This window comes from Promicromonospora sp. Marseille-Q5078 (assembly GCF_050315395.1).
In the GTDB taxonomy this organism is placed as follows: Bacteria; Actinomycetota; Actinomycetes; order Actinomycetales; family Cellulomonadaceae; genus Isoptericola.
Map to the genome: position 1 here is coordinate 2,375,662 of NZ_JBNPQG010000001.1, position 25,243 is coordinate 2,400,904.

The 25,243-nt window shown below is 75.2% G+C and carries 23 protein-coding genes and 1 pseudogene; 3 read left to right on the forward strand and 21 right to left on the reverse strand.

Annotated features, from left to right (window positions below):
- Nucleotides 1-7 precede the first annotated feature (7 nt).
- From ACQFYA_RS11010 to clsA, 3 genes are read right to left on the reverse strand one after another with little or no spacing between them, the layout of a single operon-like run.
- Nucleotides 8-340 (reverse strand): small basic family protein, encoded by a 333-nt coding sequence (locus tag ACQFYA_RS11010; protein ID WP_079575212.1) that lies wholly within the window; start codon nucleotides 338-340, stop codon nucleotides 8-10.
- On the reverse strand, nucleotides 337-1,263 hold the full coding sequence (locus tag ACQFYA_RS11015; RefSeq protein ID WP_499124008.1) for a DUF881 domain-containing protein: 927 nt from the start codon (nucleotides 1,261-1,263) through the stop codon (nucleotides 337-339). Before ACQFYA_RS11015 ends, ACQFYA_RS11010 begins: the two co-directional genes overlap by 4 nt.
- Nucleotides 1,260-1,874, reverse strand: coding sequence for a cardiolipin synthase ClsA (clsA, locus tag ACQFYA_RS11020; protein ID WP_499124009.1), 615 nt, complete (start codon nucleotides 1,872-1,874; stop codon nucleotides 1,260-1,262). Before clsA ends, ACQFYA_RS11015 begins: the two co-directional genes overlap by 4 nt.
- Before the next feature lie 234 nt (nucleotides 1,875-2,108).
- Between clsA and ACQFYA_RS11025 the strand changes: the two genes are divergently transcribed.
- The gene (locus ACQFYA_RS11025; protein ID WP_499124012.1) at nucleotides 2,109-3,980 is read left to right on the forward strand and encodes a DEAD/DEAH box helicase; all 1,872 of its coding nucleotides are present in this window, start codon (nucleotides 2,109-2,111) and stop codon (nucleotides 3,978-3,980) included.
- 117 nt (nucleotides 3,981-4,097) lie between these two features.
- Here the strand turns inward: ACQFYA_RS11025 and ACQFYA_RS11030 are convergent, their stop codons facing one another.
- From ACQFYA_RS11030 to rpe, 4 genes are all read right to left on the reverse strand, one after another.
- The gene (locus tag ACQFYA_RS11030; RefSeq protein WP_499124015.1) at nucleotides 4,098-4,592 is read right to left on the reverse strand and encodes a PH domain-containing protein; all 495 of its coding nucleotides are present in this window, start codon (nucleotides 4,590-4,592) and stop codon (nucleotides 4,098-4,100) included.
- Nucleotides 4,593-4,655: 63 nt separating this feature from the next.
- Nucleotides 4,656-5,504 carry an ATP phosphoribosyltransferase gene (gene hisG / locus ACQFYA_RS11035; RefSeq protein ID WP_499124018.1) on the reverse strand — a complete coding sequence of 283 codons (849 nt, stop codon included), beginning with the start codon at nucleotides 5,502-5,504 and terminating at the stop codon, nucleotides 4,656-4,658.
- Nucleotides 5,505-5,605: 101 nt separating this feature from the next.
- The gene (locus ACQFYA_RS11040) at nucleotides 5,606-5,869 is read right to left on the reverse strand and encodes a phosphoribosyl-ATP diphosphatase (protein ID WP_079575216.1); all 264 of its coding nucleotides are present in this window, start codon (nucleotides 5,867-5,869) and stop codon (nucleotides 5,606-5,608) included.
- Nucleotides 5,870-6,012: 143 nt separating this feature from the next.
- Complete coding sequence (gene rpe / locus ACQFYA_RS11045) at nucleotides 6,013-6,675, reverse strand: ribulose-phosphate 3-epimerase (RefSeq protein ID WP_499124022.1); 663 nt, start codon at nucleotides 6,673-6,675, stop codon at nucleotides 6,013-6,015.
- 38 nt (nucleotides 6,676-6,713) lie between these two features.
- Here rpe and ACQFYA_RS11050 point away from each other — a divergent pair, with 38 nt between their 5' ends.
- On the forward strand, nucleotides 6,714-7,268 hold the full coding sequence (locus ACQFYA_RS11050; RefSeq protein ID WP_499124024.1) for a GNAT family N-acetyltransferase: 555 nt from the start codon (nucleotides 6,714-6,716) through the stop codon (nucleotides 7,266-7,268).
- A gap of 27 nt (nucleotides 7,269-7,295) precedes the next feature.
- Here the strand turns inward: ACQFYA_RS11050 and ACQFYA_RS11055 are convergent, their stop codons facing one another.
- The 9 genes and pseudogenes from ACQFYA_RS11055 to mihF all read right to left on the reverse strand — a co-directional run bounded on the left by ACQFYA_RS11055 (nucleotide 7,296) and on the right by mihF (nucleotide 16,756).
- Complete coding sequence (locus ACQFYA_RS11055; protein WP_499124026.1) at nucleotides 7,296-8,840, reverse strand: RsmB/NOP family class I SAM-dependent RNA methyltransferase; 1,545 nt, start codon at nucleotides 8,838-8,840, stop codon at nucleotides 7,296-7,298.
- Nucleotides 8,837-9,811: a methionyl-tRNA formyltransferase gene (fmt, locus tag ACQFYA_RS11060; RefSeq protein WP_499124027.1), complete on the reverse strand. Its 975-nt coding sequence runs from the start codon at nucleotides 9,809-9,811 to the stop codon at nucleotides 8,837-8,839. Before fmt ends, ACQFYA_RS11055 begins: the two co-directional genes overlap by 4 nt.
- Before the next feature lie 35 nt (nucleotides 9,812-9,846).
- Entirely contained in the window at nucleotides 9,847-10,437 is a 591-nt protein-coding gene (locus tag ACQFYA_RS11065; protein ID WP_499124030.1) for an HAD family hydrolase, read from the reverse strand.
- A gap of 61 nt (nucleotides 10,438-10,498) precedes the next feature.
- Complete coding sequence (locus ACQFYA_RS11070) at nucleotides 10,499-12,730, reverse strand: primosomal protein N' (RefSeq protein WP_499124033.1); 2,232 nt, start codon at nucleotides 12,728-12,730, stop codon at nucleotides 10,499-10,501.
- A gap of 55 nt (nucleotides 12,731-12,785) precedes the next feature.
- The gene (metK, locus tag ACQFYA_RS11075; protein ID WP_499124035.1) at nucleotides 12,786-14,003 is read right to left on the reverse strand and encodes a methionine adenosyltransferase; all 1,218 of its coding nucleotides are present in this window, start codon (nucleotides 14,001-14,003) and stop codon (nucleotides 12,786-12,788) included.
- 76 nt (nucleotides 14,004-14,079) lie between these two features.
- Nucleotides 14,080-15,342 (reverse strand): annotated as a pseudogene (gene coaBC, locus ACQFYA_RS11080) (bifunctional phosphopantothenoylcysteine decarboxylase/phosphopantothenate--cysteine ligase CoaBC); the annotation flags it as partial.
- Between the two features lie 42 nt (nucleotides 15,343-15,384).
- Entirely contained in the window at nucleotides 15,385-15,702 is a 318-nt protein-coding gene (gene rpoZ, locus ACQFYA_RS11085; protein ID WP_499124037.1) for a DNA-directed RNA polymerase subunit omega, read from the reverse strand.
- A gap of 90 nt (nucleotides 15,703-15,792) precedes the next feature.
- A complete protein-coding gene (gmk, locus tag ACQFYA_RS11090) occupies nucleotides 15,793-16,353 on the reverse strand; it encodes a guanylate kinase (protein ID WP_499124040.1) in 561 nt (186 codons plus the stop codon).
- Between the two features lie 91 nt (nucleotides 16,354-16,444).
- Complete coding sequence (gene mihF, locus ACQFYA_RS11095; protein ID WP_079575226.1) at nucleotides 16,445-16,756, reverse strand: integration host factor, actinobacterial type; 312 nt, start codon at nucleotides 16,754-16,756, stop codon at nucleotides 16,445-16,447.
- Nucleotides 16,757-16,966: 210 nt separating this feature from the next.
- Between mihF and ACQFYA_RS11100 the strand changes: the two genes are divergently transcribed.
- A complete protein-coding gene (locus ACQFYA_RS11100) occupies nucleotides 16,967-17,752 on the forward strand; it encodes a class I SAM-dependent DNA methyltransferase (RefSeq protein WP_499124042.1) in 786 nt (261 codons plus the stop codon).
- A 94-nt stretch (nucleotides 17,753-17,846) separates the two neighbouring features.
- On the opposite strand, the gene pyrF is transcribed toward ACQFYA_RS11100, so the two are convergent.
- The 5 genes from pyrF to ACQFYA_RS11125 are packed head-to-tail and all read right to left on the reverse strand — an operon-like array spanning nucleotide 17,847 to nucleotide 25,243.
- Entirely contained in the window at nucleotides 17,847-18,701 is an 855-nt protein-coding gene (gene pyrF, locus ACQFYA_RS11105) for an orotidine-5'-phosphate decarboxylase (protein WP_499124044.1), read from the reverse strand.
- Nucleotides 18,698-22,075, reverse strand: coding sequence for a carbamoyl-phosphate synthase large subunit (gene carB, locus ACQFYA_RS11110; protein WP_499124046.1), 3,378 nt, complete (start codon nucleotides 22,073-22,075; stop codon nucleotides 18,698-18,700). The genes pyrF and carB overlap by 4 nt, the downstream gene beginning before the upstream one ends.
- Nucleotides 22,075-23,349, reverse strand: coding sequence for a glutamine-hydrolyzing carbamoyl-phosphate synthase small subunit (gene carA, locus ACQFYA_RS11115; RefSeq protein WP_499124049.1), 1,275 nt, complete (start codon nucleotides 23,347-23,349; stop codon nucleotides 22,075-22,077). Before carA ends, carB begins: the two co-directional genes overlap by 1 nt.
- Nucleotides 23,346-23,888: a PH-like domain-containing protein gene (locus ACQFYA_RS11120; protein ID WP_499124051.1), complete on the reverse strand. Its 543-nt coding sequence runs from the start codon at nucleotides 23,886-23,888 to the stop codon at nucleotides 23,346-23,348. Before ACQFYA_RS11120 ends, carA begins: the two co-directional genes overlap by 4 nt.
- Nucleotides 23,885-25,243 carry a dihydroorotase gene (locus tag ACQFYA_RS11125; RefSeq protein WP_499127503.1) on the reverse strand — a complete coding sequence of 453 codons (1,359 nt, stop codon included), beginning with the start codon at nucleotides 25,241-25,243 and terminating at the stop codon, nucleotides 23,885-23,887. Before ACQFYA_RS11125 ends, ACQFYA_RS11120 begins: the two co-directional genes overlap by 4 nt.

Genomic DNA, 25,243 nt, shown 5'->3' on the forward strand with positions numbered 1-25,243 from the left:
CCGCCGCTCACGCCTTGAAGAGATGCCGGCGGATCGCCGCCGCGTTGGAGAAGATCCGGATGCCGAGCACCACCACGACCGCCGTCGAGAGCTGCGCCCCCACCCCCAGCTGGTCGCCGAGGAACACGATGAACGCCGCGACGACCACGTTGGACAGGAACGACACGAGGAACACCTTGTCGTCGAACAGCCCGTCGAGCTTCGCCCGCAGGCCGCCGAACAGCGCGTCCAGGGCGGCCACCACCGCGATCGGCAGGTAGGGCTGCAGCGCCACCGGCACGGTCGGCTGCAGCACCAGACCGGCGATCACGCCGATCACGAGCCCGATCGCGGCGATCATGAGCGTTCCTCCTCGGTGTCGGACGACGATGTCTCAGGCGACTCGCTGGACTGCGAGGACTTCCCCGCACCCGACGGCTCCGCGTACCGCAGCGTCTGGCTCCCCACCCCCGGGAGGGACAGGTCGCTCTGCGGGGTGATGCTCGACTGGATCCCGTAGCGCGACCCCAGCAGCTGCAGGTAGGCCGGAGCGCCGGACCGAGCGTACGCGGTCTGCATCTCGTCGGAGTCACCGATCGCGCGGACCGTGTAGGTGGGTCCGGGCAGCGGCACCAGGTCCACCAGGATCGCGTCCCCGGCGTTCCGGATCGCGGACAGGGAGGTGAGCCGCTGGTCGTCCACCGTGATGGCCTCCGCCCCCGCGGCCCACAGGGCGTTCACCACCGTCTGCACGTCCGCGTCCCGCACCCGTGCGCTCGGGTCGGGGTCCGTCTCGGACTGCGCGGCGTCGCCGTCCGACAGCGTCACCACCAGGCCGGGACCGGTGACCGCCGCGGAGCCGCTCACGACCCCGTCGAGCTGCAGGGTCTGCAGGAGCTCCGGGTCCTCGTTGGCGAGCGCGGTGCGCTGCAGGTCCTCGATCTGGTCGCTCAGCGCCACCGACTGGCCCTGCAGCGCCTCCACCTCGGCGCGGCGGTCCACGATCTGGTTCTCCAGCACCTCGCGCGCCGCCGCGACCTCCGCCTGGGGCGCCCGCAGCTGCCGTGCCGCCGACACCGTCAGCAGCCCCAGCAGGGCCGCGACGACCAGCAGCGCCGCCACGCCCGCGCCGCGCCGCCGCGAGGGACGCCCGGCGCGCTCCGCCGCCGCTCGCCGCTCCGCCGCCTCGGCGTACCCCGGGTCCAGAGGCTTCTCCATCACCTCGACCAGCAGGGTCATCGACTCGTCCGGACGGCGCCCCGCCGGGCGCACCGGCGCCGTCACGCGCACCCCTCCTCGGGGCCGCCCACGGCCGGGCCGGCGCTCGCGGCCGTCACCAGCTCCCGCGCCTGACGCAGGTACTGCACGGCCGCGACCCAGTAGAGGCCCACGCCCCACCAGGTGAAGGCCCACCCGACGATGTGCGCCACCGCGCCCACCACACCCGGCATCGTCGCCAGGAGCAGCAGGGGGAACGCGTAGAGCAGGGCGAAGGTCCCCGCCTTGCCGACGAAGCTCACCGGCAGCGGGCCGTACCCGTGACGGGAGAGCACCGGGAGCAGGCAGACGAGCAGCACGTCGCGCGCCACGATCACCACGAGCAGCCAGAGCGGGATCAGGTCCCGCCACGCCAGGCCCGCCAGGGTGACGAAGATGAAGAGACGGTCCGCCGCCGGGTCGAGCATCTGACCCAGGCGGGTCACCTGGTGCAGGCGCCGCGCCAGCACCCCGTCGAGCCAGTCCGTGAAGCCCGAGAAGGCCAGGACGCCCAGGGCCCACACGTCCGCGCCCACCACGATGAGGACCGCGAAGACCGGCACCAGCGCCAGACGCAGCAGGCTCACCAGGTTCGGGATCGTGAAGACCCGGCTGCTGATCTCCTGGCCCTCCTGCACCCGCACATCCTACGCACGGGCCCGGCACGCAGTGTCCGAACTCACCCGGCCCCACCGGACCCCGCCGCGAGCCACCCCGTAGACTGGGGGAACCTTCGGAGTTCGTCGTGCCTCCCGCGTGTTCGTTGCGCCCCGTCCAAGAGCGGGGCTGGTGTGTGTCCGGGACAGAGCGACCGCATCGCCACCTCGGCGACGCAGGACTCCTTCCCCACCACCGACGGAACGGTTACCGCCTTGAGCACCCCTGACTCCACGCTGCCCACCGAGCAGACCCCCGACACCGCCGCCGAGCAGCCGGCCCCCACCGGGCCCACCTTCTCCGAGCTCGGCCTCCCCGCCGCCCTGCAGGCCGCCGTCGACGACCTCGGGTTCGTCACGCCGTCCCCCATCCAGGCCCGCGCCATCCCCGAGCTCCTCGCCGGGCGCGACATCACCGGCGTCGCCCAGACCGGCACCGGCAAGACCGCCGCCTTCGGCATCCCGCTCCTCGCCGCTCTCGACCCGGACGCCGACGTCCGCAACGGCCACGTGCAGGCGCTCGTCCTCGCCCCCACTCGCGAGCTCGCGCTCCAGGTCGCCGAGGCCGTCGAGTCCTTCGCCACCCACCTGCCCGGCGTGCGCGTCACGTCCGTGTACGGCGGCTCCCCGTACCAGCCCCAGCAGCGCGCGCTCCGCGACGGCGTCCACGTCGTCGTCGGCACCCCCGGTCGCGTCATGGACCACCTCGAGCGGGGCACCCTCTCCCTCGACGGCGTGAAGTTCCTCGTCCTCGACGAGGCCGACGAGATGCTCCGCATGGGCTTCGCCGAGGACGTCGAGACGATCTTCGGCCAGGCCCCTGCGAAGCGACAGGTCGCCCTCTTCTCCGCGACCATGCCGCCCGCGATCCGCTCCGTCGCCGCACACCACCTCAACGACCCGGTCGCGATCGCCGTCTCCCGCCAGTCGTCCACCGTGTCGACCGTCGAGCAGACCTACGCCGTCGTGCCGTTCCGGCACAAGATCGGCTCCCTGGTGCGCGTCCTCGCCACCTCCGAGGCGGACGCCACCATCGTCTTCACGCGGACCCGCAAGGACGCCGAGGAGGTCGGCGCCGCCCTGGTGGAGCGCGGCATCTCGGCCGCCACCATCTCCGGCGACGTGGCCCAGAAGGAGCGCGAGAAGATCGTCGAGCGCCTCAAGTCCGGCTCCGTCGACGTCCTCGTCGCCACCGACGTCGCCGCCCGCGGGCTCGACGTCGACCGCATCGGCCTCGTCGTCAACTTCGACATCCCCCGCGAGGCCGAGGCCTACGTGCACCGCATCGGCCGCACCGGACGCGCCGGACGCACCGGCCGCGCCCTGTCGTTCGTCACCCCGCACGAGCGCGGCAAGCTCAAGCACATCGAGCGCACCATCCGCGCCCAGCTCGTCGAGGTCGAGGTCCCGTCCCCGCGGGACGTCTCCCAGCACCGCGCCCGTCGCCTGCTCGACGCCGTCAGCACGCGCATCGAGTCCGGCCGCCTCGAGATGTACACGCAGATGCTGCAGGAGCGTGCCGCCGCGCAGGAGGACGGCGCGGGGACCGAGAGCGGCGCCGACGTCGCCCAGGTCGCGGCGGCGCTCCTGGCGCTCGCGGTCGGGGACGACGGCCCCCAGCAGCGCGCCGCCCAGGAGGAGCACGAGCGCGAGCGTGCCGAGGCGAAGGGCGGGCGCACCCGCGAGACGCACCGCGCCGAGCGCACCGAGCGTGACGGCGACCGGACCGGTCGCCACCCGCGCTCCGACCGCGACGACCGCGGCCGCGGCATCCGCCGCCCCGCCGCCGGGACGCGCTACCGGATCTCGGTCGGCCACACCCACGGGGCCCAGCCCCGGGGCATCGTCGGCGCGCTCACGAACGAGGGCGGCCTGTCCGGTGGCGACATCGGCAAGATCGACATCTTCGGCAACTTCTCGCTGGTGGACATCACCCGCCCGCTGGACGACGCGACCATGAACCGGATCGGTCGCGCGCACGTGGCCGGCAAGGCGCTGCGCATCTCCCTGGACCAGGGCGCGCCCGAGCGTCGTGCCCCGCGCACCGAGCGGCCGCGGACGGACCGCCGTCCCGCCCGGACCGCCTGACGCCACGGCGGCCGCGCCGCCGAGCACGACGAACGCCCGCGAGCCGTACGGCTCGCGGGCGTTCGTCGTCTGTCACGTCTGTCCGGTGGTTCAGGTCCGGTGCGGGCGCCGGGACGGTCAGGACGGTTCGGAGGTCTCCCCCAGGCTGACGACCAGGCCGCGCAGCCGTCGCGCCTCGGCCATGCCGCGCTCACCGTCCGCCCGCTGGATCCCCATCACGGCGATGGTGCCGCCGTCGGCCAGGTCCAGGCGCACCCAGGGGTCGTTCGGCCCGAGGCGCACCTCGACGACCTCGGCCCAGGCCAGGTCCCGCGACTGCACGAGGTTCCGCACGTGCAGACCCGCGGGCGTCGGCACGGCGTGCACGCCGCCGAGGCGCCACAGCAGCACGGTGACGCCGAGCGCGAAGGCCACGAACGCCGCCTTGTTGACCCCCGCCGCGCCCATCGGGCCGCTCGCGCTCAGGCCCACGACCAGGCTCCCGACCGCGGCGAGCACCCACACCACCCAGGCCGTGACCCGGCCCCACAGCGGGCGGAACGGGCGGAGGCGCGCCGGGTCCGCGGCGGGACCGCTGCCGGTCGCGCCGCGCGAGGCGTCGGAGGCGCTCATGCGCACCACGCTGCCACCGTCAGCACCTGCTCGACAGCGTGCCGCTCCCCACGTGCCGGGATGTCACAGGCGGCTGGCGTGGATCGACGTCACGATGATGCCGCGCGCCCCGACCTCGTAGAGGGCGTCCATCACCCGGTTGGTCTCGGCGCGCTTCACCATCGAGCGGACGGCCGCCCACTCGCCGTTGTGCAGCGGGGACACGGTCGGCGACTCGAAGCCGGGGGTCACGGCCACCGCGGTGTCGACCAGCTCCACGGGCACGTCGTAGTCCATGAGGACGTACTCGTGCGCCGTGATCACGCCCTGCAGGCGGCGCGTGAGGACCTCGAGCCCGGCAGGCTCCGCCACGTCCGCGCGCCGGATGAGGAGCGCCTCCGACCGCAGGATCGGCTCGCCGAAGACCTCCAGCCCTGCCGCGCGGAGCGTCGTGCCCGTCTCGACGACGTCGGCGATGAGGTCGGCCACGCCGAGCCGCACGGAGCTCTCCACCGCGCCGTCCAGGTGCACGACCGCCGCCGGCTCGACCCCCCGCTCCGCCAGGTACGAGCGGACGAGCGTGGTGTACGACGACGCCACGCGGCGGCCGGCGATCTGCTCCACGGCGGTCATGGTGCCGGCGGGCGCGGCGAACCGGAACGTCGACCCGGCGAAGCCGAGCGGCAGGTGCTCGACGGCCTCGGCCCCGGAGTCCAGCAGCAGGTCGCGGCCGGTGATGCCGACGTCGACGGTGCCGGAGCCGACGTACACGGCGACGTCGCGCGGGCGCAGGAAGAAGAACTCCGCGCCGTTGTCGGGGTCGGCCAGCACCAGCTCGCGGGTGTCGCGACGCTGGCGGTAGCCCGCCTCGCGCAGCATGTCGGAGGCCGGGACGGACAGGGAGCCCTTGTTGGGGACGGCGATACGGAGCACAGCGGATACCTCGTTCTGATCAGGTCGAAGCGTGACGGGCGTCTGGGCGCGCGCGACGGACGACGGGGCCGCACCTGGCGGTGCGACCCCGGGCCGGGCGCTCACAGATGCGCGTACACGTCCTCGAGCGTCAGCCCCTTGGCCAGCATGAGCACCTGCAGGTGGTACAGCAGCTGCGAGATCTCCTCCGCCGCGGCCTCGTCGGTCTCGTGCTCGGCGGCCATCCAGACCTCGGCCGCCTCCTCCACGATCTTCTTGCCGATCGCATGCACGCCGGCGTCCAGCTCGGCCACGGTCCCCGACCCGGCGGGGCGGGTCGTGGCCTTCTCGGTCAGCTCGGCGAACAGGGAGTCGAACGTCTTCACCCGCTCAGCCTAGACGCCGGGACCCCGGGCTCCTTGCCGGGTTCCGGTCTTCGGGACGGTGAGTTGTGCTTGTTCAGGCCGCTTGGCACACTATTTTTCCATAGGAGACCCGACGGTCGGAGATCCCTGACCTGCTCGCCCGCTCAGTGCCCGTGCCGCGACGCCAGCTCCCGCAGCGTCGCGATCTCGCCCGGCACGTCGTCGGCCCCGTAGACCGCCGAGCCGGCGACGAAGACGTTCGCCCCCGCGTCGGCGGCCCGCTCGATCGTCTGCCGCGACACTCCCCCGTCGACCTGGATCCACACGTCCAGGCCCGACTCCCCCACCGCCTGCCGGGCCCGCCGGATCTTCGGCAGCGTGCCGTCGATGAAGGACTGCCCCCCGAAGCCCGGCTCCACCGTCATGACGAGGATCATGTCGACCTCCGCCAGGAGGTCGAGGTACGGCTCCACCGGGGTCGCCGGCCGCAGCGCGACGCCGGCACGGGCACCCAGGCGCCGCAGCTCCCGCGCGAGGCGCACCGGGGCCGTCGCCGCCTCGGCGTGGAACGTCACGGACGCCGCCCCCGCCTCCGCGTACGCGGGGGCCCAGCGGTCCGGGTCGTCGATCATGAGGTGCGCGTCCAGCGGCACGGGAGAGACCTGCGCGAGCCGCTCGAAGATCGGCAGCCCGAGGGTGAGGTTCGGCACGAAGTGGTTGTCCATGACGTCCACATGGGCGTAGTCGGCAGTGGCGATGGCACCCAGGTCGCGCTCGAGGTTCGCGAAGTCGGCCGACAGGATGCTCGGGTTGATCAGCGCAGGCATGCGCCCAGCCTAGGCGCGGCACCCACTACGCTCGCCCCGTGCCGCCCCCCTCCCCCGCCGGTCCGGCCCCGTCGTCGCCAAACCACGGTCCCCAGCCCGTCGTGCGCGCCGCCGTCGTCGCCGACCTGCCGACGGTCGCCGCGATCCTCGAGCCGTACGTGACCGGCACGGCCGTCACGCTCGACGAGCAGGCCCCGGACGTCGCCACCTGGCGGCAGCGGCTCGTCGACCTCGACGCCCGCGGCCTGCCGTTCCTCGTCGCCGAGCTCGACGGTGCCGTCGTCGGGTACGCCTACGCCGCCCCGTGGCGCGCCAAGGCGGCCTACCGCTACACCGTGGAGGACACGATCTATCTCGCGCCCGCTGCTCAGGGACGGGGCGTCGGTTCGCTGCTCATGACCGCGCTGCTGGAGGCCTGCTCCCGCGCCGGCGTGCGGCAGGTCGTGGCCGTCGTCGCCGACGACCCCGCCGCGGCCGGCTCCCTGCCGCTGCACCGCCGCTTCGGCTTCGAGGTGGCGGGCGTGCTGCGCGACGTCGGCGTCAAGCACGGCCGCTCCGTCAGCACGACGCTGCTGCAGCTCAGCCTCGCCTGACCCTCGCCCGACCCCGCGACGGGCCGCTCAGCGGGTCCGGCGCAGCAGCGTCAGGTGCATCGCGTCCGTGCCGTGCACGTGCGGCCAGAGCTGCACGTCCAGGCCGTGGGCGCCGCCGTCCGGTGCGCCGAGGTCGAGCTCCGCACCCGGCACCAGCGCCGCGCGCACGGCGTCCCGGGCGTCGACCCGCTCCGCGCCCCCGTGGCGGCGCAGCACGTCGTCCACGACGAGCCGCGTCTCCGCGAGGTGGGGCGAGCAGGTCACGTAGGCGACGAGTCCCCCGGGCCGGACCGCGTCGAGCGCGGAGGTCAGCAGCTCGCGCTGGAGCACCGTCAGGGTGCCGAGGTCGGCGGGGGTGCGGCGCCAGCGCGACTCCGGGCGGCGGCGCAGGGCGCCCAGCCCCGTGCAGGGCGCGTCGACGAGCACGCGGTCGTACTCCGCAGGCTCCTCCTGACCGACCTGGCGGCCGTCGCCCGTCCGCACGCGCTCGACGATGCCCTCGGGCACGGCCCGCAGCGCGCGCTCCACCAGGCGGGCACGGTGCGGCTGCACCTCGTTGGCGACGAGCGTGGCGCCCCGCCCGCCCGCGAGCGCCGCGAGGAGCGCGGCCTTCCCGCCGGGGCCGGCGCAGAGGTCGAGCCAGCGCCCGTCCGCGCCCTCCAGGGGGGCGGACGCCAGGGCGAGGGTGACGAGCTGGGAGCCCTCGTCCTGCACGCCGGCGCGGGCGTCGGCGACGGAGGCCAGCCCGGCGGGGTCGCTGCCCCCGGCGAGGACGAACGCGGTGGGCGCCCACCGGCCGGGCTCGAGCCGCACGTCGGCGTCGTCTGCCTGCTGCCGGAGCTCGTCGGGCGCGGCGAGGCCGGGGCGGGCGACGAGGGTGACGCGGGGCGCGGCGTTGTCGGCGTCGAGCAGGTCCCCGATCTCGTCCGGGCTGCGCCCGTGGCCCGCGAGCGCCTCGCGCAGGGCGCGGGCGATCCACACGGGGTGGGAGCCCGTGGTGGCCTGCGCGGTGACGGGGTCGGGCGCGTCGTCGGTGAGGCGGGCAAGCCAGTCGTCGAGGGGCGTGCGGCCGACGGCGCGCAGCACGGCGTTGACCATCTGGGCGGGCCCGGCGCCGACGCGGTCGCGGGCGAGGGCGACGGTCTCGGAGACCGCGGCGTGCGGGGGCACCCTCATGCCGAGGACCTGGTGGGCGCCGAGGCGCAGGACGTCGAGCACCTCGGGGTCGAGCTGGTCGAGGGGGCGTGTGACGCAGTGGGCGAGGATCGCGTCGTAGCGGCCGCGCAGGCGCAGCGTGCCGTAGGCGAGCTCGGTGGCGAACGCGGCGTCGCGGCCGGCGATGTGGCGCTCGCGCAGCAGGGGCGGCAGCACGAGGTTGGCGTAGGCGTCGGAGCCGTCCACCTGCCGCAGGACGTCGTAGGCGGCGGTGCGTGCGGGGTCGGTGCGTCGGCGGCGCTCGCCGGGCGCCTGGGCGCTGCGGTGCGCCTCCCCCCGGGAGCGGGCCGCGCCGCGCTGGCGGCCCTTGCTGTCGCGCTGGGTGTCGCGGCCGCCGCTGCGTCGCTCGTCGCTCATCGTGCGTCCCCTCCGAGCCGCGCGTCGGCGTCGGTGGTGAACAGCCCCCGGGCGCCCCGCGCCCAGTCGGCGGCGGGCATGGGCTTCTTCCCCACGGGCTGGACGTGCCCGAGTGCGACGGCGTGGGTGGCGGTCCCGACGAGGACCTCCTTCTTGCCGGGCCGCACCTGCCCCGGCGCCAGGTCGGTCACGTCGGGCCGGGGGGTCACCGGGCCGATGCCGAGGCGGGCGCCGGGGGCGGCGTCGGGCCCCGAGGTGGAGGGCAGGGTCGTCCAGGCCCCCGGTGCGGGGGTGACGGCGCGTACGCGGCGGTCGACGGCGAGCGCGGGGTCGTCCCAGCGGACGAAGGCGTCGTCGGGCGTGACCTTGGGTGCGAGCGACGCGCCGTCGGCGGGCTGCGGCTGGGGCGCGAGCGTGCCGTCCTCGAGGGCGTCGAGGGTGGCGACGAGCAGCTCGGCGCCGCTCACGGCGAGGCGGCCGAGCAGGTCGCCGGAGGTGTCGCGGGGGCGGATCGTCTCCGTGGCGGTGCCGAGCACCGGCCCGGTGTCCATGCCCTCGTCGAGGAGGAACGTGGTGGCGCCGGTGACCTCGTCGCCCGCGAGCACGGCGTGCTGCACGGGGGCCGCGCCGCGCCAGGCGGGCAGCACGGAGAAGTGCAGGTTCACCCAGCCGAGGCGCGGGACCGCGAGGACGTCGGGGCGCAGGAGGTGCCCGTAGGCGACGACGGGCGCGGCGTCGACCTCGAGGTCGCGCAGGGTCGCGAGGAACTCCTCGCCGCGCGGGCGCTCGGTGAGGACCGGCAGGCCCGCCTCCTCGGCCGCGACACGGACGGGGCTGGGCACGAGGCGGCGTCCACGCCCGGCGGGCGCGTCGGCCCGCGTGAGGACGGCGACGACCTCGTGGCGGGACCCCAGGAGGGCACGCAGGGACGGGACGGCGGGTTCGGGGGTTCCGGCGAAGAGCAGGCGCACCACCCGATCGTAGTGGCCGGGCGCGGGCGGGCCCGCTACGGGGCGACGGGCAGGCCGAGGTCGCGCAGGGCGCCGCGCAGCCCGGGCGTGTCCGTGAACCGGACGGCGGCGAAGCCGAGGCCGGCGGCCGCGGTGACGTTGGCCGGGCTGTCGTCGATGAAGACGGCCCGGGCGGGGTCGACGCCGTGCGTCGCGGCGAGGTGCCGGAAGATCGCGGGGTCGGGCTTGGCCAGCCCCACCCGCCCGGAGACGACCACGTGCTCCATGCGCCGCGTGGCGGGGGCGGCCGGGGCGGCGTGCTCGAACAGCTCGGCGGACCAGTTGGTGAGGCCGAGGAGGCGGATCCCGGCGTCGTGCAGCTCCTCGACGAGGTCGGCCGAGCCGGGGACCGGCCCCGTGAGGGTGCCGGCGAAGCGGTCCACGTACTCGTCGAGGAGCGGCAGCAGGTGCGGCCGGCCCGCGACGCTCGCCCGGGCATCGGCCCAGCTGCGGCCGGCGTCCTGCGCGCGGTTGAACGCCGGGAAGTCGATCTCCGTCATCCAGGCGTCCACCTCCGCGCGCGTGCGGTCGGGGAACGCCCCGTACGGGTCCCACCCGACGAGCACGTTGCCGAAGTCGTACACCACGGTGTCGATCGAGCGAGGGCCTGTCGTACCGGGGCCTGTCGTACCGGGGACCGGGGCCATCTCAGAGCATCTCCTTCGGGTCGACCTGCACGCGCACGCTGCCGCCCTCCCGGCGGGCGGAGCGGACCGCGAGGGAGGCGCGCAGCTGGGCGGCGAGCTCGCCGCCCCGGGCGAGGGGGACGCGCAGCACGGTACGCACCCGGCGCTCGAGGGTGGCCCCGCGGCGCGGGTCGGCGTCGTCGGGCAGCTCGACGGGCCCGAGGACGGTGTCGGGGTCGGCGAGGGCCACCCGCCCCACCAGGGCATCGACGGCGCCCCGGTCGCCCGTGACCGCCGCGACGCGGACCGCGGGCGGGAGGTCGAGCTCACGTCGCTCGGCGAGCTCGCGGTCGGCAAGGCCCGCCGGGTCGTAGCGCACGAGCGCACCGGTGGGCGCCGGGGCGGCGTCCCCCACCAGGAGCACCTGTCCCCCGGCCCGGGCGGGGTGCACGAGGGCGGACGCCGCCAGCCAGCGGTGCAGGGCCTCCGTGGCGGTCGCGAGTCCGGTGCCCGCGGTGGACACGGCCGCGTCCAGCAGGAGCGCCGCGGCGTACCCGCCGTCCGCGACGGGCTCGGCACCGGGGGTGGCGACGACCAGCGCGGGATCGGGGCCGACCCGGTCGAGCACCCCGGACGGGGCGGAGGAGGCGGACACGCGCACCGTGGTGCCGGGGAAGGCGCGGCCGAGCTCCTCGGCGGTGCGGTCCGACCCGACGCGGACGGCCCGCAGCCGCGTGTCGCCGCACTCCTCGCAGCGCCAGCCCCCGGCGAGGCGGCCGCACCACGCGCACTGGGGCGCGGTGCCGTTCCCCGTCATGCCGAGGGGGCCGTGACAGGCGCCGCACCGGGCGGCGGTGCGGCACCGGGCGCAGGCGACGACGGGCAGGTAGCCCGTGCGCGGCACCTGCACGAGGACGGGGCCGCGCGCCAGGCCGTCGCGGGCCGCGCGCCAGGCCGCCGTGGGCAGGCGGGCGGCGGCGCCCGGACCCTCGGACGCGAGCTCGACCGACGTCAACGCGCGCACGCGGGGGGCGCGGGCGCGGACCACGTCGCGGGGGGCGGCGATCTCGCGCGCCCACCCCGACGCGAGCAGGGCCTGCGCCTGCACGGTGCGCCCCGGCGACGCGAGCAGGTAGGCGGTGTTCTCGAGGTCGCTGCGCAGGGCGAGCACGTCGCGCGCGTGCGGGTACGGCGCGTGCGGCTCGGCGAGGGTGTCCTCGCCGTCGCCCCACAGCACGACGAGCCCGAGGTCGGGCACCGGCGCGAACATCGCGGCGCGCGTCCCCACCACCACGGCGGCCAGGCCGTGCCGGGCACGCAGGAACGCGCGGTACCGGGGTGCGGGCCCGTCGTCGGCGAGGAGGCGCACGACGTCGTCGATCCCCGCGTCGGCGAGGGCCGCGACCGCCCGCTCCACGTCGCGCGCGTCCGGCGCGACCACCAGGACGCGCCGTCCCCCGGCGACGGTGGCCCGCGCGGCCTGGGCGACGGCGGCCGCCCAGTGCGGCACGCGCGCCGGGCCGTCGTCCTCCGGGGGCGCCAGGCCGGGCAGCGGCGTCCACACGGCGCGCGGCGCCTCCCCCGCGAGCAGGTGTCGGCAGAACGCCTCGCCGCCGAGGTAGGACACCCAGGCCGACGTCGGGACCGCCGCCCCGTCCTCGGGCACGTCCTTTGCCACGTCCTCGGGCGCCGTGCCGGGCCCCGGGCCCGCCTCCGGCTCGCCGACGGGCCCCGCGGCGGGCTCCGCGGCGGGCTCCGCGGCGGGCTCGGCCAGGGCGGCCATCACCTCCTTCTCCACCCGCGCGTGCCGGGGCGGCACCGCGAGCCGCAGCACGTCGGCGAGGGTGCCCGCGTACCGGTCGGCGACGGCCCGGGCGAGACGGAGCACGGGCTCGGAGAGCACCGGGTCGCCGGAGACCACGCGCCGCAGGGGCACGAGCCGGCCGTCGTGGTCCGAGGTCTCGCGGCGCTCCACGACGTACCCGGCCACCTCCTGCGGGCCGAACCGCGCCCGCACGCGCACGCCCGGCCGCGCGTCGTCCGCCATGGGCGCGGGCACCAGGTAGTCGTACGGCCGGTCGAGGTGCGCCGGCTGCAGGTCGAGCACCACCCGCGCGACCGGGAGCTCCTCCGCGACGGGCGTCGCGCCGAGGGCTGCGCCCCCGCGACGGCCCTTGGTGCGCGCCCCGCGGGGCGCCGGGACGTCGTCGAGCCCGAGCAGCGCGGGCTGCTCGGGCTCGGGGGTGTCGGTCACGGGGCCATCCCATCACGCCCCGCCGACGACGACGGTCGCCGGGCGACGGGCCTGGTCAGACGGCGGCCCGCAGGGCGTCCACCCGGTCCGTGCGCTCCCAGGTGAACCCGGGCAGGTCGCGCCCGAAGTGGCCGTACGTGGCCGTGGCAGCGTAAACGGGGCGCAGGAGGTCCAGGTCGCGGATGATCGCCGCGGGGCGCAGGTCGAAGACCGTGTCGATGGCCGCGGCGATCCGCTCGACGGGCACCGTCTCGGTGCCGAACGTCTCGACGTACAGCCCCACCGGGTGCGCCTTGCCGATCGCGTACGCCACCTGCACCTCGCACCGGCGCGCGAGCCCGGCCGCGACGACGTTCTTCGCCACCCAGCGCATCGCGTAGGCCGCGGAGCGGTCCACCTTCGACGGGTCCTTGCCGGAGAACGCCCCGCCGCCGTGCCGGGCCATGCCGCCGTAGGTGTCGACGATGATCTTGCGGCCCGTGAGGCCGGCGTCGCCCTGCGGGCCGCCGACGACGAACTTGCCCGTCGGGTTCACGATGAGGCGCGCGCCCGCGGTCTCGACGCCGGTCTGCTCCGCCACCTCCGCCAGCACGGGGGCGATCACCTGGTCGGCGACCTCGCGCTGCAGCTTCTCCTGCACGATGTCGGCGTCGTGCTGCGTGGACAGCACCACGGTGTCGACGCGCACGGGGCGGTCGCCGTCGTAGCCGATCGTCACCTGCGTCTTGCCGTCGGGGCGCAGGCCCGGCAGCTCGCCCGAGCGCCGCACGGCGGCGAGGCGCTCCGCGAGGCGGTGCGAGGTCCAGATCGGCAGCGGCATCAGCGCCGGCGTCTCGTCCGTCGCGTAGCCGAACATGAGGCCCTGGTCGCCCGCGCCCTGCGCGTCGAGCGGGTCGTGGACGACCGACGGCCCGGACGAGTCGTCACGGTCCTCGAGGCTCTTGTCCACGCCCTGCGCGATGTCCGGCGACTGCTGGCCGATCGACACGGACACGCCGCAGGAGTCGCCGTCGAAGCCGATCGCGGAGGACGTGTAGCCGATGCGGCGCACCACCTCCCGCACGAGCTGCGGGATCTCGACGTACGCGTCCGTGGTGACCTCGCCCGCGACGTGCACCAGGCCCGTGGTCACCATCGTCTCGACGGCGACGCGCGATCGCGGGTCCTGGGCGAGCATCGCGTCCAGGATGGCGTCGGAGATCTGGTCGCACACCTTGTCCGGGTGGCCCTCGGTCACGGACTCGGACGTGAAGAGGCGCAGGGCATCGGTCATGCCGCACAGCCTACGGGCACGAGCCCGCAGATCCAGGCCCCGGAGGGCGAGAACGTCTCACATGGCGAGGCGAATCTCAGATGCTGGGCAGCGCCTTCGACACGGCGTCCCAGATCGCGTCGGCGACGGCGCGCTTGGTGCCCTCGGCCTCCGCCACGACCTCCCCCTGCCCGTCGAGGACGGTCACGGCGTTGGTCGGAGCGCCGAAGCCGCGCCCGCCGCCCACCGCGTTCACCGCGAGGAGGTCGGCGCCCTTGCGGCGCGCCTTGGCCCGCCCGTGGTCCAGCACCGAGCCGGCGCCGTCGCCCGTCTCGGCCGCGAACCCCACGACCAGCTGGCCCGGCCGGAGCCGGTCGTGGGCGAGCTCCGCCAGCACGTCCGGGTTCTCCACGAGGACGATCGGGGCGGGCCCGCTGCCCGGCACCTTCTTGATCTTGGCGTCCGGCACCTCGGCGGGGCGGAAGTCCGCCACCGCGGCCGCCATCACGACGACGTCCGCGTCGACGGCGCCGGCGCGGACCGCGTCGCGCAGCTCGGCCGTGCTCTCCACGGGGACGACGTCGACGCCGGCCGCCCGCGCGGCGGTGGTCATCGTGGCGTCGAGGTTCGCCGCCACGAGCGTGACGCGCGCCCCGCGGGCCCGGGCCGCCTCGGCCAGGGCCGCGCCCTGCCGCCCGCTGGACCGGTTGCCGATGAACCGCACCGGGTCGATCGCCTCCCGCGTGCCGCCGGCCGAGACGACGACCGTGCGGCCGGTCAGGTCGGCGGGGGCGGTGGGGGTGTCTCCCGACGGGCCGTGCGCTGCGGCCCCGGCGGCCTCGAGCGCGACGCGCGCGATGTCCTCAGGCTCGGGCAGGCGGCCGGGGCCGGTGTCGGCGCCGGTGAGGCGGCCGCTGGCCGGCTCGACAATCGTCACCCCGCGCTCGCGCAGGGTCGCCACGTTGGCGCGGGTGGCAGGGTGCTCCCACATCTCGGTGTGCATCGCCGGCGCCATGACGACCGGGCATCGCGCGGTGAGCAGGGTCGACGTGAGCAGGTCGTCCGCCCGGCCGCTCGCCGCCCGGGCGAGAAGGTCGGCCGTCGCCGGGGCGACGACCACCAGGTCGGCGCCCTGCCCGAGCGCCACGTGCGGCACGTGCGCGACGTCCTCGAACACCTCGGCCGTCACGGGCTCGCCGGACAGCGCCTCGAACGTCGGCGCGCCGACGAACCGCAGGGCCGACGCGGTGGGGATCACCCGCACCGCGTGCCCCTGCTCGCGCAGGAGGCGCAGCAGGAGCACGGCCTTGTACGCGGCGATGCCTCCGCTGACGCCCAGCAGGATCCTCATCGAGGGCGACCTCTGCTCTCGGCTACCTCGTCGCGGCCGTCGTGGGGTCCGTCAGAAGGTGATCTCGTCGGTCGGGTCGACGGTCGGCTCCGCCGCGGCGTCGGGCTTCTCCTCGACGGGGGTGGAGACGAGCAGGCCCTCGTTGATCTCGCGCATCGCGATGGAGAGCGGCTTCTCCTGGTTGCGGGTCTCGACCAGCGGGCCCACGTTCTCCAGCAGTCCCTCGTTGAGCTGCGAGTAGTACGCGTTGATCTGGCGGGCGCGCTGCGACGCGTACAGCACGAGGCCGTACTTCGAGTCGGTGCGCTGAAGCAGCTCGTCGATGGGCGGGTCGGTGATGCCGATGGGCTGGGCCACGGTTCCGGCCATGGGTCACACTCCAGACAAAGTTGGGTGACGGGACGTCAGGGGGTCAGCAACCCATCCTACCCGCGCTCGCGGGTGGCGGACCCGGTAGGGCTACAGCGCGACCCGAGGTGCGGCGGACGTCACGCCCATCACGCGCGCGAGCCGGTCCGTCGCGTGGGTGACGTCGTCGTTCACGATCGTCACGTCGAACTCCGCCTCGGCCGCGAGCTCCGTGCGCGCGGTGCTCAGCCGCCGCTCCCGCTCCTCGGCGTCCTCCGTGCCGCGCCCCACGAGGCGCCGCACCAGCTCGTCGAAGCTCGGCGGGGACAGGAAGACGAAGTGCGCCTCGGGCATCGACTCCCGCACCTGCCGGGCGCCCTGCAGGTCGATCTCCAGGAGCGTCGGCACGCCGGCCGCGAGGTGCTCCTCGACCGGCCCGCGCGGCGTGCCGTAGCGGTTCCGCCCGTGCACCACCGCCCACTCGAGCATCTGACCCTCGGCGACCATCCGGTCGAACTCCTCGGGCGTGACGAAGAGATAGTGCACGCCGTGCACCTCGCCCGGCCGCGGAGGACGGGTCGTCGCCGAGACCGACAGCCACACCTGCGGGTAGCGCGCGCGGATGTCGGCCGAGACGGTGCCCTTGCCCACGGCCGTGGGCCCGGCGAGCACCGTCAGACGTGCCGGCGTCGCTCCCCCGTCCGCGGTGACGGGGCCAGGGGCTGCGTGCGGTGCCGGGCTGCCGGCCGGTGGTGCGGAAATGTCAGCCAAACCTCTCGATGAGCGCCGAAGCCTGGTGCGGCCCGAGGCCACGGACCCGGCGGGTCTCGGCGATCCCGATCTCCTCCATGATCGCCCGGGCCTTCACCTTACCGACACCCGGGAGCGACTCCAGCAGCGAGACGACCTTGAGCTTGCCCACGACGTCGTCCTTCTGCCCCTTCTCGATCACGTCCTTGAGGGAGCCCTGGGAATACTTCAACCGGTTCTTGATCTCCGCACGGACGCGCCGAGCCTCGGCCGCCTTCTCGAGGGCCGCAGCACGCTGTTCCGGGGTGAGAGGGGGGAGAGCCACGCAAGTCACCTACTCTGTCGGTCCGCTTGATGAGGGGAACTGCTCCCTCGAAAGTAGCCACGACCTGCGAAGGCGGCAATCCGTAGGGCCGATCGGCCCACCGTCCGACCAGGAGGAAAGCGGCATTCGGGTCAGCACATCGTCGCAGGTGGGGCGTGCAGGGCGAAAACGGCTCGTCGTACCCGGCCACCGCGGCCTACGGTCGCGGGCATGCCGACCGGTCGCCCCAGCCCGGACGACGCCGCCGACGGATGGTTCCCCGAGAGCGTCGCCGCCACCTACGACGCGTCGACCGACGACGAGTTCGACGCCGCCGTCGTCGCACGCACCGTCGACGTGCTCGCCGGGCTCGCCGACGACGGCGCGGCCCTCGAGCTCGCCGTCGGCACGGGCCGCGTCGCCGCGCCCCTGGCGCTGCGGGGCGTGCGCGTGCACGGCATCGAGCTCTCCCGGGCGATGGCCGCGCGGATCGCGGACAAGCCCGGCGGCGACCGGGTGGGCGTGACGATCGGTGACATGACCCGCACCCGCGTGCCGGGCGAGTACGCCGTCGCCTACCTGGTCTTCAACACGATCGGCAACGTCACCACCCAGGACGGCCAGGTCGACTGCTTCCGCACCGCGGCCGCGCACCTGCGCCCCGGCGGGCACTTCGTGGTCGAGGTCGGCGTGCCGCCGCTGCGCCGGATGCCGCCCGGGCAGGACACCGTCCCGTTCACGGTGGCGCCCGACGCCGCCGGGGGCGGGTACGTGGGCTTCGACCGCCTCGACACCGTCACGCAGGCGTTCACGTCGAACCACGTCACCGTCTGGCCGGACGGCTCGGGGCGCTTCCGCACCCTGCCCTTCCGGTACGTGTGGCCCGCGGAGCTCGACCTCATGGCCCGCCTCGCGGGGATGCGCCTGCTGCACCGCTGGCAGGACTGGGACGGCACGCCGTTCACCGCACGGAGCGAGCGGCACGTCTCGGTCTGGCAGGTCGCGCCGGCGCCCTGACGCTGGGAACGCAGGGCACCCCGGGCACGGCACAGGGCCCGCCCCCACGCGGGGAGCGGGCCCTGCGCACGATGATCCGAGCGGCTGCCCCGGCTCAGGGCCGCAGCGCGGCGCGCGCGTCCGCGACGGCGGACGCGGCCGCGGCGCGCAGCCCCGCGGCGTCCGGGCCCGCGGCGAGCACGCCCCGGGAGGACGACGCGAGCACGTGCCGCCGCGCGGCGCCGAAGACGGCGGCGAGCTCCCGCTCCCCCGCGCCCTGCGCGCCCACGCCCGGGGCGAGCAGCGGCCCGTTCACGGCCACCAGGTCCGTGCCCGTCTCGCGCGTCGCGTCGCCGACCGTGGCGCCCACGACGAGGCCGACGGAGCCCATCGGCTCCGCGCCGGCGTTCAGCACGGCCGCCTGCGCCGCGACCGAGGCCGCGACGCTCGTGCCGTCGGGCCCGACGGCGTGCTGCACCTCGTGGCCTTCCTTGTTGGACGTGAGGCACAGCACGAAGATCCCCCGGCCGGTGCGCGCGGCGAGCTCGGCGGCGGGCGCGAGCGAGCCGAAGCCCAGGTACGGCGAGACCGTCACGGCGTCCCCGGCGAGCGGCGAGCCGTCCGCGAGGAAGGCGTCCGCGTACGCGGCCATCGTGGAGCCGATGTCGCCGCGCTTGGCGTCGACGACCGTCAGGGTCCCCGCGGCCCGGGAGGCGGCGATGACGTCCTCCAGGGCCGCGACGCCGGCCGAGCCGTGCCGCTCGAAGAACGCGGCCTGCGGCTTGAACGCCGCCACCCGCCCGCCGAGGGCGTCGACCACGCGGAGCCCGAACTCGCGCACCCCGGCGGCGTCGTCCCCCAGCCCCCAGGCGTCGAGCAGCGACGCGTGGGGGTCGATGCCCACGCACAGCGGCCCGTGGGCGTCCATCGCCCCGGCGAGGCGGGCGCCGAACGGCGTCGGCGCGCTCACGCCGGCACCCCCGCGGTGACGACGTCTCCGGCGAGCCGTGCCCGCGTCGCGGCCGTGTGCTCCTGGAGGCTGGCCACGTCGAACGGGCCGCCGCGGACCGCCTCGATGCCCTGCACCGCCGCGGCGAGCTGGTCCACCGTGGTGATCATCGGCTTGTCGGCCGCGGTCGTGGCCGCACGGATCTCGTAGCCGTCGGCGCGCGCGCCCTGGCCGGACGGGGAGTTGACCACGAGGTCGACCTCGCCGTCGCTGATGAGGTCGACGATCGTGGGCTCGCCGTCGGCGCCGCGGCCCTCGGAGAACTTGCGCACCACCGTGCTGCCGATGCCGTTGCGGCGCAGCACCTGCGCCGTGCCGGCGGTGGCGAGCACCTCGAAGCCCAGCTCCGCGAGCCGCTTCACCGGGAACACGATCGAGCGCTTGTCCCGGTCCGCGACCGACACGAAGACCCGGCCCGCGGTCGGCAGCCCGCCGAAGGCGGCGGCCTGCGACTTCGCGAACGCGTGCGGGAAGTCCTTGTCGAAGCCCATGACCTCGCCCGTGGAGCGCATCTCCGGGCCGAGCACCGTGTCCACGACCTGCCCCTCGGCGGTGCGGAACCGCTTGAACGGCAGCACGGCCTCCTTGACGGCCAGCGGCGCGCCCAGGTCGAGCGTGCCGCCGTCGCCCTCGGCGGGCAGGACGCCCGCCGCGCGCAGGTCGGCGATCGACTCGCCGACCATCACGCGGGCCGCGGCCTTGGCCATCGAGGTGCCCGTGGCCTTGGACACGAAGGGCACCGTGCGCGACGCGCGCGGGTTCGCCTCGAGGACGTAGAGCACGTCGGACACGAGCGCGTACTGCACGTTGAGCAGTCCGCGCACCCCGACGCCCTTCGCGATCGCCTCGGTGGAGCGGCGGATGCGCTCGATCTCCGCGGTCGACAGGGACACCGGCGGGAGCACGCAGGCCGAGTCGCCCGAGTGGATGCCGGCCTCCTCGATGTGCTCCATGACGCCGCCGAGGAACATCTCCTCGCCGTCGTACAGCGCGTCGACGTCGATCTCCATCGCGTCGTCGAGGAAGCGGTCGATGAGCAGCGGCGCCGGCAGCAGGCCGCCCGCCGTGCGCTCGTCCGCGGCGGCGGCCGCGAGCGCCCGCTCGACGTACTCGATGAGCTGCTCGACGGAGTAGACGATCTCCATGCCGCGCCCGCCCAGCACGTACGACGGGCGCACGAGGACGGGGTAGCCGATGGTCTCGGCGACCTCGCGGGCCTGGCCGAGGGAGCGGGCCGTGCCGAACGCGGGGGCGGGCAGGCCGGCGTCGAGCAGCACCTGCCCGAAGATGCCGCGGTCCTCGGCCGCGTCGATCGCCTCCGGGGAGGTGCCGAGGATCGGCACGCCCGCGTCGGCGAGGCGCTGCGCGAGCGCGAGGGGTGTCTGACCGCCGAGCTGGACGATGACGCCCTTGACCGGGCCGGCGGCGAGCTCGGCCGCGTAGACCTCGAGGACGTCCTCGAAGGTGAGGGGCTCGAAGTACAGGCGGTCGGAGGTGTCGTAGTCGGTCGAGACCGTCTCCGGGTTGCAGTTGACCATGACGGTCTCGTAGCGCTCGGAGAGGGTCAGGGCGGCGTGCACGCACGAGTAGTCGAACTCGATGCCCTGGCCGATGCGGTTCGGGCCGGAGCCGAGGATGATGACGGCCTCGCGCTCGCGGGGCGCCACCTCGGTCTCCTCGTCGTAGGACGAGTAGTGGTAGGGCGTGCGGGCGGCGAACTCGGCGGCGCAGGTGTCGACCGTCTTGTAGACCGGGCGCACCCCGAGGGCGTGCCGCACCTCGCGGACGGTGGCCTCCCCCGCCGGGCCCATGCCGCGCAGGCGCGCGACCTGCACGTCGGACAGGCCGTGCCGCTTGGCGCGGCGCAGCACGTCCTCGGTGAGGGTGGCGCCGGCGGCGACCTCCGCGGCGACCTCGTTCATGAGGAGGATCTGGTCGAGGAACCAGGGGTCGATCTTGGTGGCGTCGAACACGGCCTCGAGGGTGGTGTGCCCGGCGACGACGGCGCGCAACGCCTGCTGCACGCCGACCATGCGGTGCTCCGTGGGCCGGCGGATCTCCGCCAGGAGCTGGTCGAGCGCGGCGCCCGAGGGCGCCTCGCCGTCCCAGTGGAACGCGACGCCGCCCTTGTCGATGGAGCGCAGCGCCTTGCCGAGGGCCTCGGTGAAGTTGCGCCCGAGCGCCATGGCCTCGCCCACGGACTTCATGGTGGTGGTCAGCGTGGGGTCGGCGGCGGGGAACTTCTCGAACGCGAAGCGGGGCACCTTGACGACCACGTAGTCGAGCGTGGGCTCGAAGCTGGCCGGGGTGACGCGCGTGATGTCGTTCGGGATCTCGTCGAGCGTGTACCCGACGGCGAGCTTGGCCGCGATCTTCGCGATCGGGAAGCCGGTCGCCTTGGAGGCCAGCGCCGAGGAGCGCGAGACGCGCGGGTTCATCTCGATGACGATGATGCGCCCGGTGTCCGGGTCGACGGCGAACTGGATGTTGCAGCCGCCGGTGTCGACGCCGACCTCGCGGATGACGGCGATGCCGATGTCGCGCAGCTTCTGGTACTCGCGGTCGGTGAGCGTCATCGAGGGGGCGACGGTGACCGAGTCGCCGGTGTGCACGCCCACGGGGTCGACGTTCTCGATCGAGCAGACGACCACGACGTTGTCGTCCTTGTCGCGCATGAGCTCGAGCTCGTACTCCTTCCAGCCGAGGATGGACTCCTCCAGGAGCACCTCGGTGGTCGGCGAGTAGTGCAGGCCCTGCCCGACGATGCGCCGCAGGTCCTTCTCGTCGTAGGCGAAGCCGGAGCCCAGGCCGCCCATCGTGAAAGACGGGCGCACGACCATCGGGTAGCCGAGGTCGCCGGCCGCGGCGAGGGCCTCGTCGACGGTGTGCACGATGACGGAGCGGGCGGACTCGCCGCCGCACTTGGCGACGACGTCCTTGAACTGCTGGCGGTCCTCGCCCTTCTGGATGGCGGGGATGTTCGCGCCGATGAGCTCGACGTCGTACTGCTCGAGCACGCCGGCCTCGTCGAGGGCGATGGCGGCGTTGAGCGCCGTCTGCCCGCCGAGGGTGGGCAGGAGCGCGTCCGGGCGCTCCTTGGCGATGATCGTCGTGAGCACCTCGGTGGTGATCGGCTCGACGTAGGTGGCGTCGGCGAACTCCGGGTCGGTCATGATCGTGGCCGGGTTCGAGTTCACGAGGACGACGCGCAGGCCCTCCTCCTTGAGCACGCGGCAGGCCTGCGTGCCGGAGTAGTCGAACTCGCAGGCCTGGCCGATGACGATCGGCCCGGAGCCGATGACCAGGACGGAGGAGAGGTCGGAACGGCGGGGCATCAGTTCTCCTTCAGGGCGGCCAGCGCGGCGTCGGGGACGGCCACGGGGGCGCGAGAGGTCATGAGGGCGACGAAGCGGTCGAAGAGGTACGCGCTGTCGTGCGGGCCGGCGGCGGCCTCCGGGTGGTACTGCACGGAGAAGGCGGGCACGTCGAGCGCGGTCAGCCCCTCGACCACGCGGTCGTTGAGGCCGACGTGGGACACGATGACGCGGCCGTAGGCGCGGCCGTCGGTGCGCTCGGCGTCGTACGGGGCGGTGCTCACGGCGTCGACGGGGGCGTCGACGGCGAACCCGTGGTTGTGCGCCGTGACCTCCACCTTGCTCGTCGTGCGGTCCATGACGGGCTGGTTGATGCCACGGTGGCCGTACCCGAGCTTGTAGGTGCCGTAGCCGAGCGCCCGCCCGAGCAGCTGGTTACCGAAGCAGATCCCGAAGAACGGGATGCCGCGGTCGAGCACGCCGCGCAGCAGCTCGATCTCGTGCGCGGCGGACGACGGGTCGCCGGGGCCGTTGGAGAAGAACACGCCGGCGGGCGAGCCGTCGGCGGGCAGCAGGGCCTCGACGTCCTCGACGGTGGCGGACTGGGGCACGACGTGCACCCGCACGCCGCGCTCGGCCAGGCGGGCCGGGGTCATGGCCTTGATGCCGAGGTCGACGGCGACGACGGTCGCGACGGGCTCCTGCCCGGCGAACTCGCCGGCCGGCTCGACGACGTACGCCGCGGTGGTCGAGACCTCGGGCGCGAGGTTCGCGCCGGCCATCGCCGGGGAGGCCTGCACCTCGGCGACCAGCTCGGCGAGCGGGCGCTCCAGCCCGGCGTCGTTCAGCAGCGCGTCGCCGGAGAAGACGCCGGCGCGCATGACGCCGAGCTCGCGCAGGTGGCGGGTGAGCTTACGGGTGTCGACCTCGCTGATGCCGACGACGCCCTGGGCGGCGAGCTCGTCCTCGAGGGACCGGTCGGCGCGCCAGGAGGAGACGCGGCGGGCGGGGTCGCGCAGCACGTAGCCGGAGACCCAGATCTTGCCGGACTCGGGGTCCTCGTCGTTCACGCCGGTGTTGCCGACGTGCGGGGCCGTCATCACGACGATCTGCCGGTGGTAGGAGGGGTCCGTGAGGGTCTCCTGGTAGCCGGTCATGCCGGTGGAGAAGACGATCTCGCCGAAGGTGGCGCCGCGGGCGCCGTAGGCGCGGCCGCGGGCGACCGTGCCGTCCTCGAGGACCAGGAGGGCCGCGTGCGGGCTCGTCGTGGGACTGGTGAGGGAGCTGGAGGTCACTGCTCGTCCTTCGGTGCGGGGGCGGAGGTCATGAGGTGGCGCACGGCGTCGACCAGGCGGGACCGGTCGGGCTCGTGGCGGGTGCGCAGGCCGGTGTCGAGGGTGGCCGCGGGGACGTCGCCCACGGCCGGGTCCTCCCAGGTCACGACGACCAGGCCGTCGGCGCCGACGTACTTGCCGGCCATCCCGGGGGCGAGGCCGACGCCGCGCAGCGCGTCCACGGGCGCGAACACGTCGGGGGCGCCGTCGCGCTCGATCAGCACGCCCGCGTCGTGCACGGACACGTGCGCGGTGGAGCGGTCGCCGAGGTGGTGCGCGCCGACGCGCGCGAGCCAGTCGCCGGCAAGGGTCGACGACACGTAGGTGGCCTGGAGGGGGCCGAGGCGCAGGGCGCCGAGGTCCTCGGGCGGCTGCGGCGGTACGGGCACGGTGAGCCGGGTGCGGGCGGCGAGCCGGCGGCGGCCGGTGAGGACCACCAGCAGCAGCAGGACGCCGACGACGACCCAGATCCCGACCGCGACGGGCATGGGCAGGTTCATCGCGCGCCTCCCCGCCCGGCGAGCCGGCGGCTGTCGGCCGCGGGGCCGACGGGCGCGCCGTCGAGCACCGTGGCCCGGCCGCGCAGGAAGGTCGCGACCACGCGGCCCGGCAGGTCGCGGCCCGCGAAGGGCGTGTTGCCGCTCGCGGTCGCCTGCGCCGCGCCGTCGACGGCGCGGGTCGCCGCCGGGTCCACCAGGGTGAGGTTCGCCGGCTCGCCGACCGCGACCGGCCGCCCCTGCGCGGCGGGACCGGCGTCGATGCGGCCGATGCGCGCCGGGTTGGCCGACAGGACGCGCGCGACGTCGGCCCAGGTCAGGCGGCCCGTGTCGACCATCGTCTGCTGCACGACCGACAGGGCGGTCTCGAGCCCGGTCATGCCGAACGCGGCGGCGCCCCACTCGCAGTCCTTGTCCTCGCGGGTGTGCGGGGCGTGGTCCGTGGCCACGATGTCGATCGTCCCGTCGGCGAGGCCCGCGCGCACCGCCTCGACGTCCTCGGCCGTGCGCAGCGGCGGGTTCACCTTGTAGGTGGGGTCGTAGGTGCGGGCGAGGTCGTCCGTGAGGACCAGGTGGTGGGGCGTCACCTCGGCGGTCACGTCGATGCCGCGGCCCTTCGCCCAGCGGATGATCTCCACCGAGCCGGCGGTGGACAGGTGGCACACGTGCAGCCGCGAGCCGACGTGCTCCGCGAGCAGCACGTCGCGGGCGATGATCGCCTCCTCCGCGACGGCGGGCCAGCCGGCCAGGCCGATCTCGGCGGAGACGACGCCCTCGTTCATCTGGGCGCCCTCGGTGAGGCGCGGCTCCTGCGCGTGCTGCGCGACGACGCCGTCGAACGCCTTGACGTACTCGAGCGCGCGGCGCATGAGGATCGGGTCGTGGACGCACTTGCCGTCGTCGGAGAAGACCCGCACGCGGGCGGCCGAGTCGGCCATGGCGCCCAGCTCCGCGAGGCGCTCGCCGCCCAGGCCGACGGTCACGGCCCCGACCGGGTGCACGTCCACCCAGCCGGCCTCCTGGCCCAGGCGCCACACCTGCTCGACGACGCCCGCGGTGTCCGCCACCGGCGACGTGTTCGCCATGGCGTGCACCGCGGTGAAGCCGCCCGCCGCCGCGGCGCGGGTGCCCGACGCGACGGTCTCGGCGTCCTCGCGGCCCGGCTCGCGCAGGTGGGTGTGCAGGTCGACCAGGCCGGGCAGCAGCACGTGGCCGTCGGCGGCGATCTCGACGACGTCGGACCCGTCCGGCACGTCGGCCGTGCCGGGGGCCGCGATCTGGGTGATCACGCCGTCGGACAGGACGACGTCGGCCGCCTCGCCGCCGAGGGGGCGCGCCCCTCGCAGCACGTAGGTGAT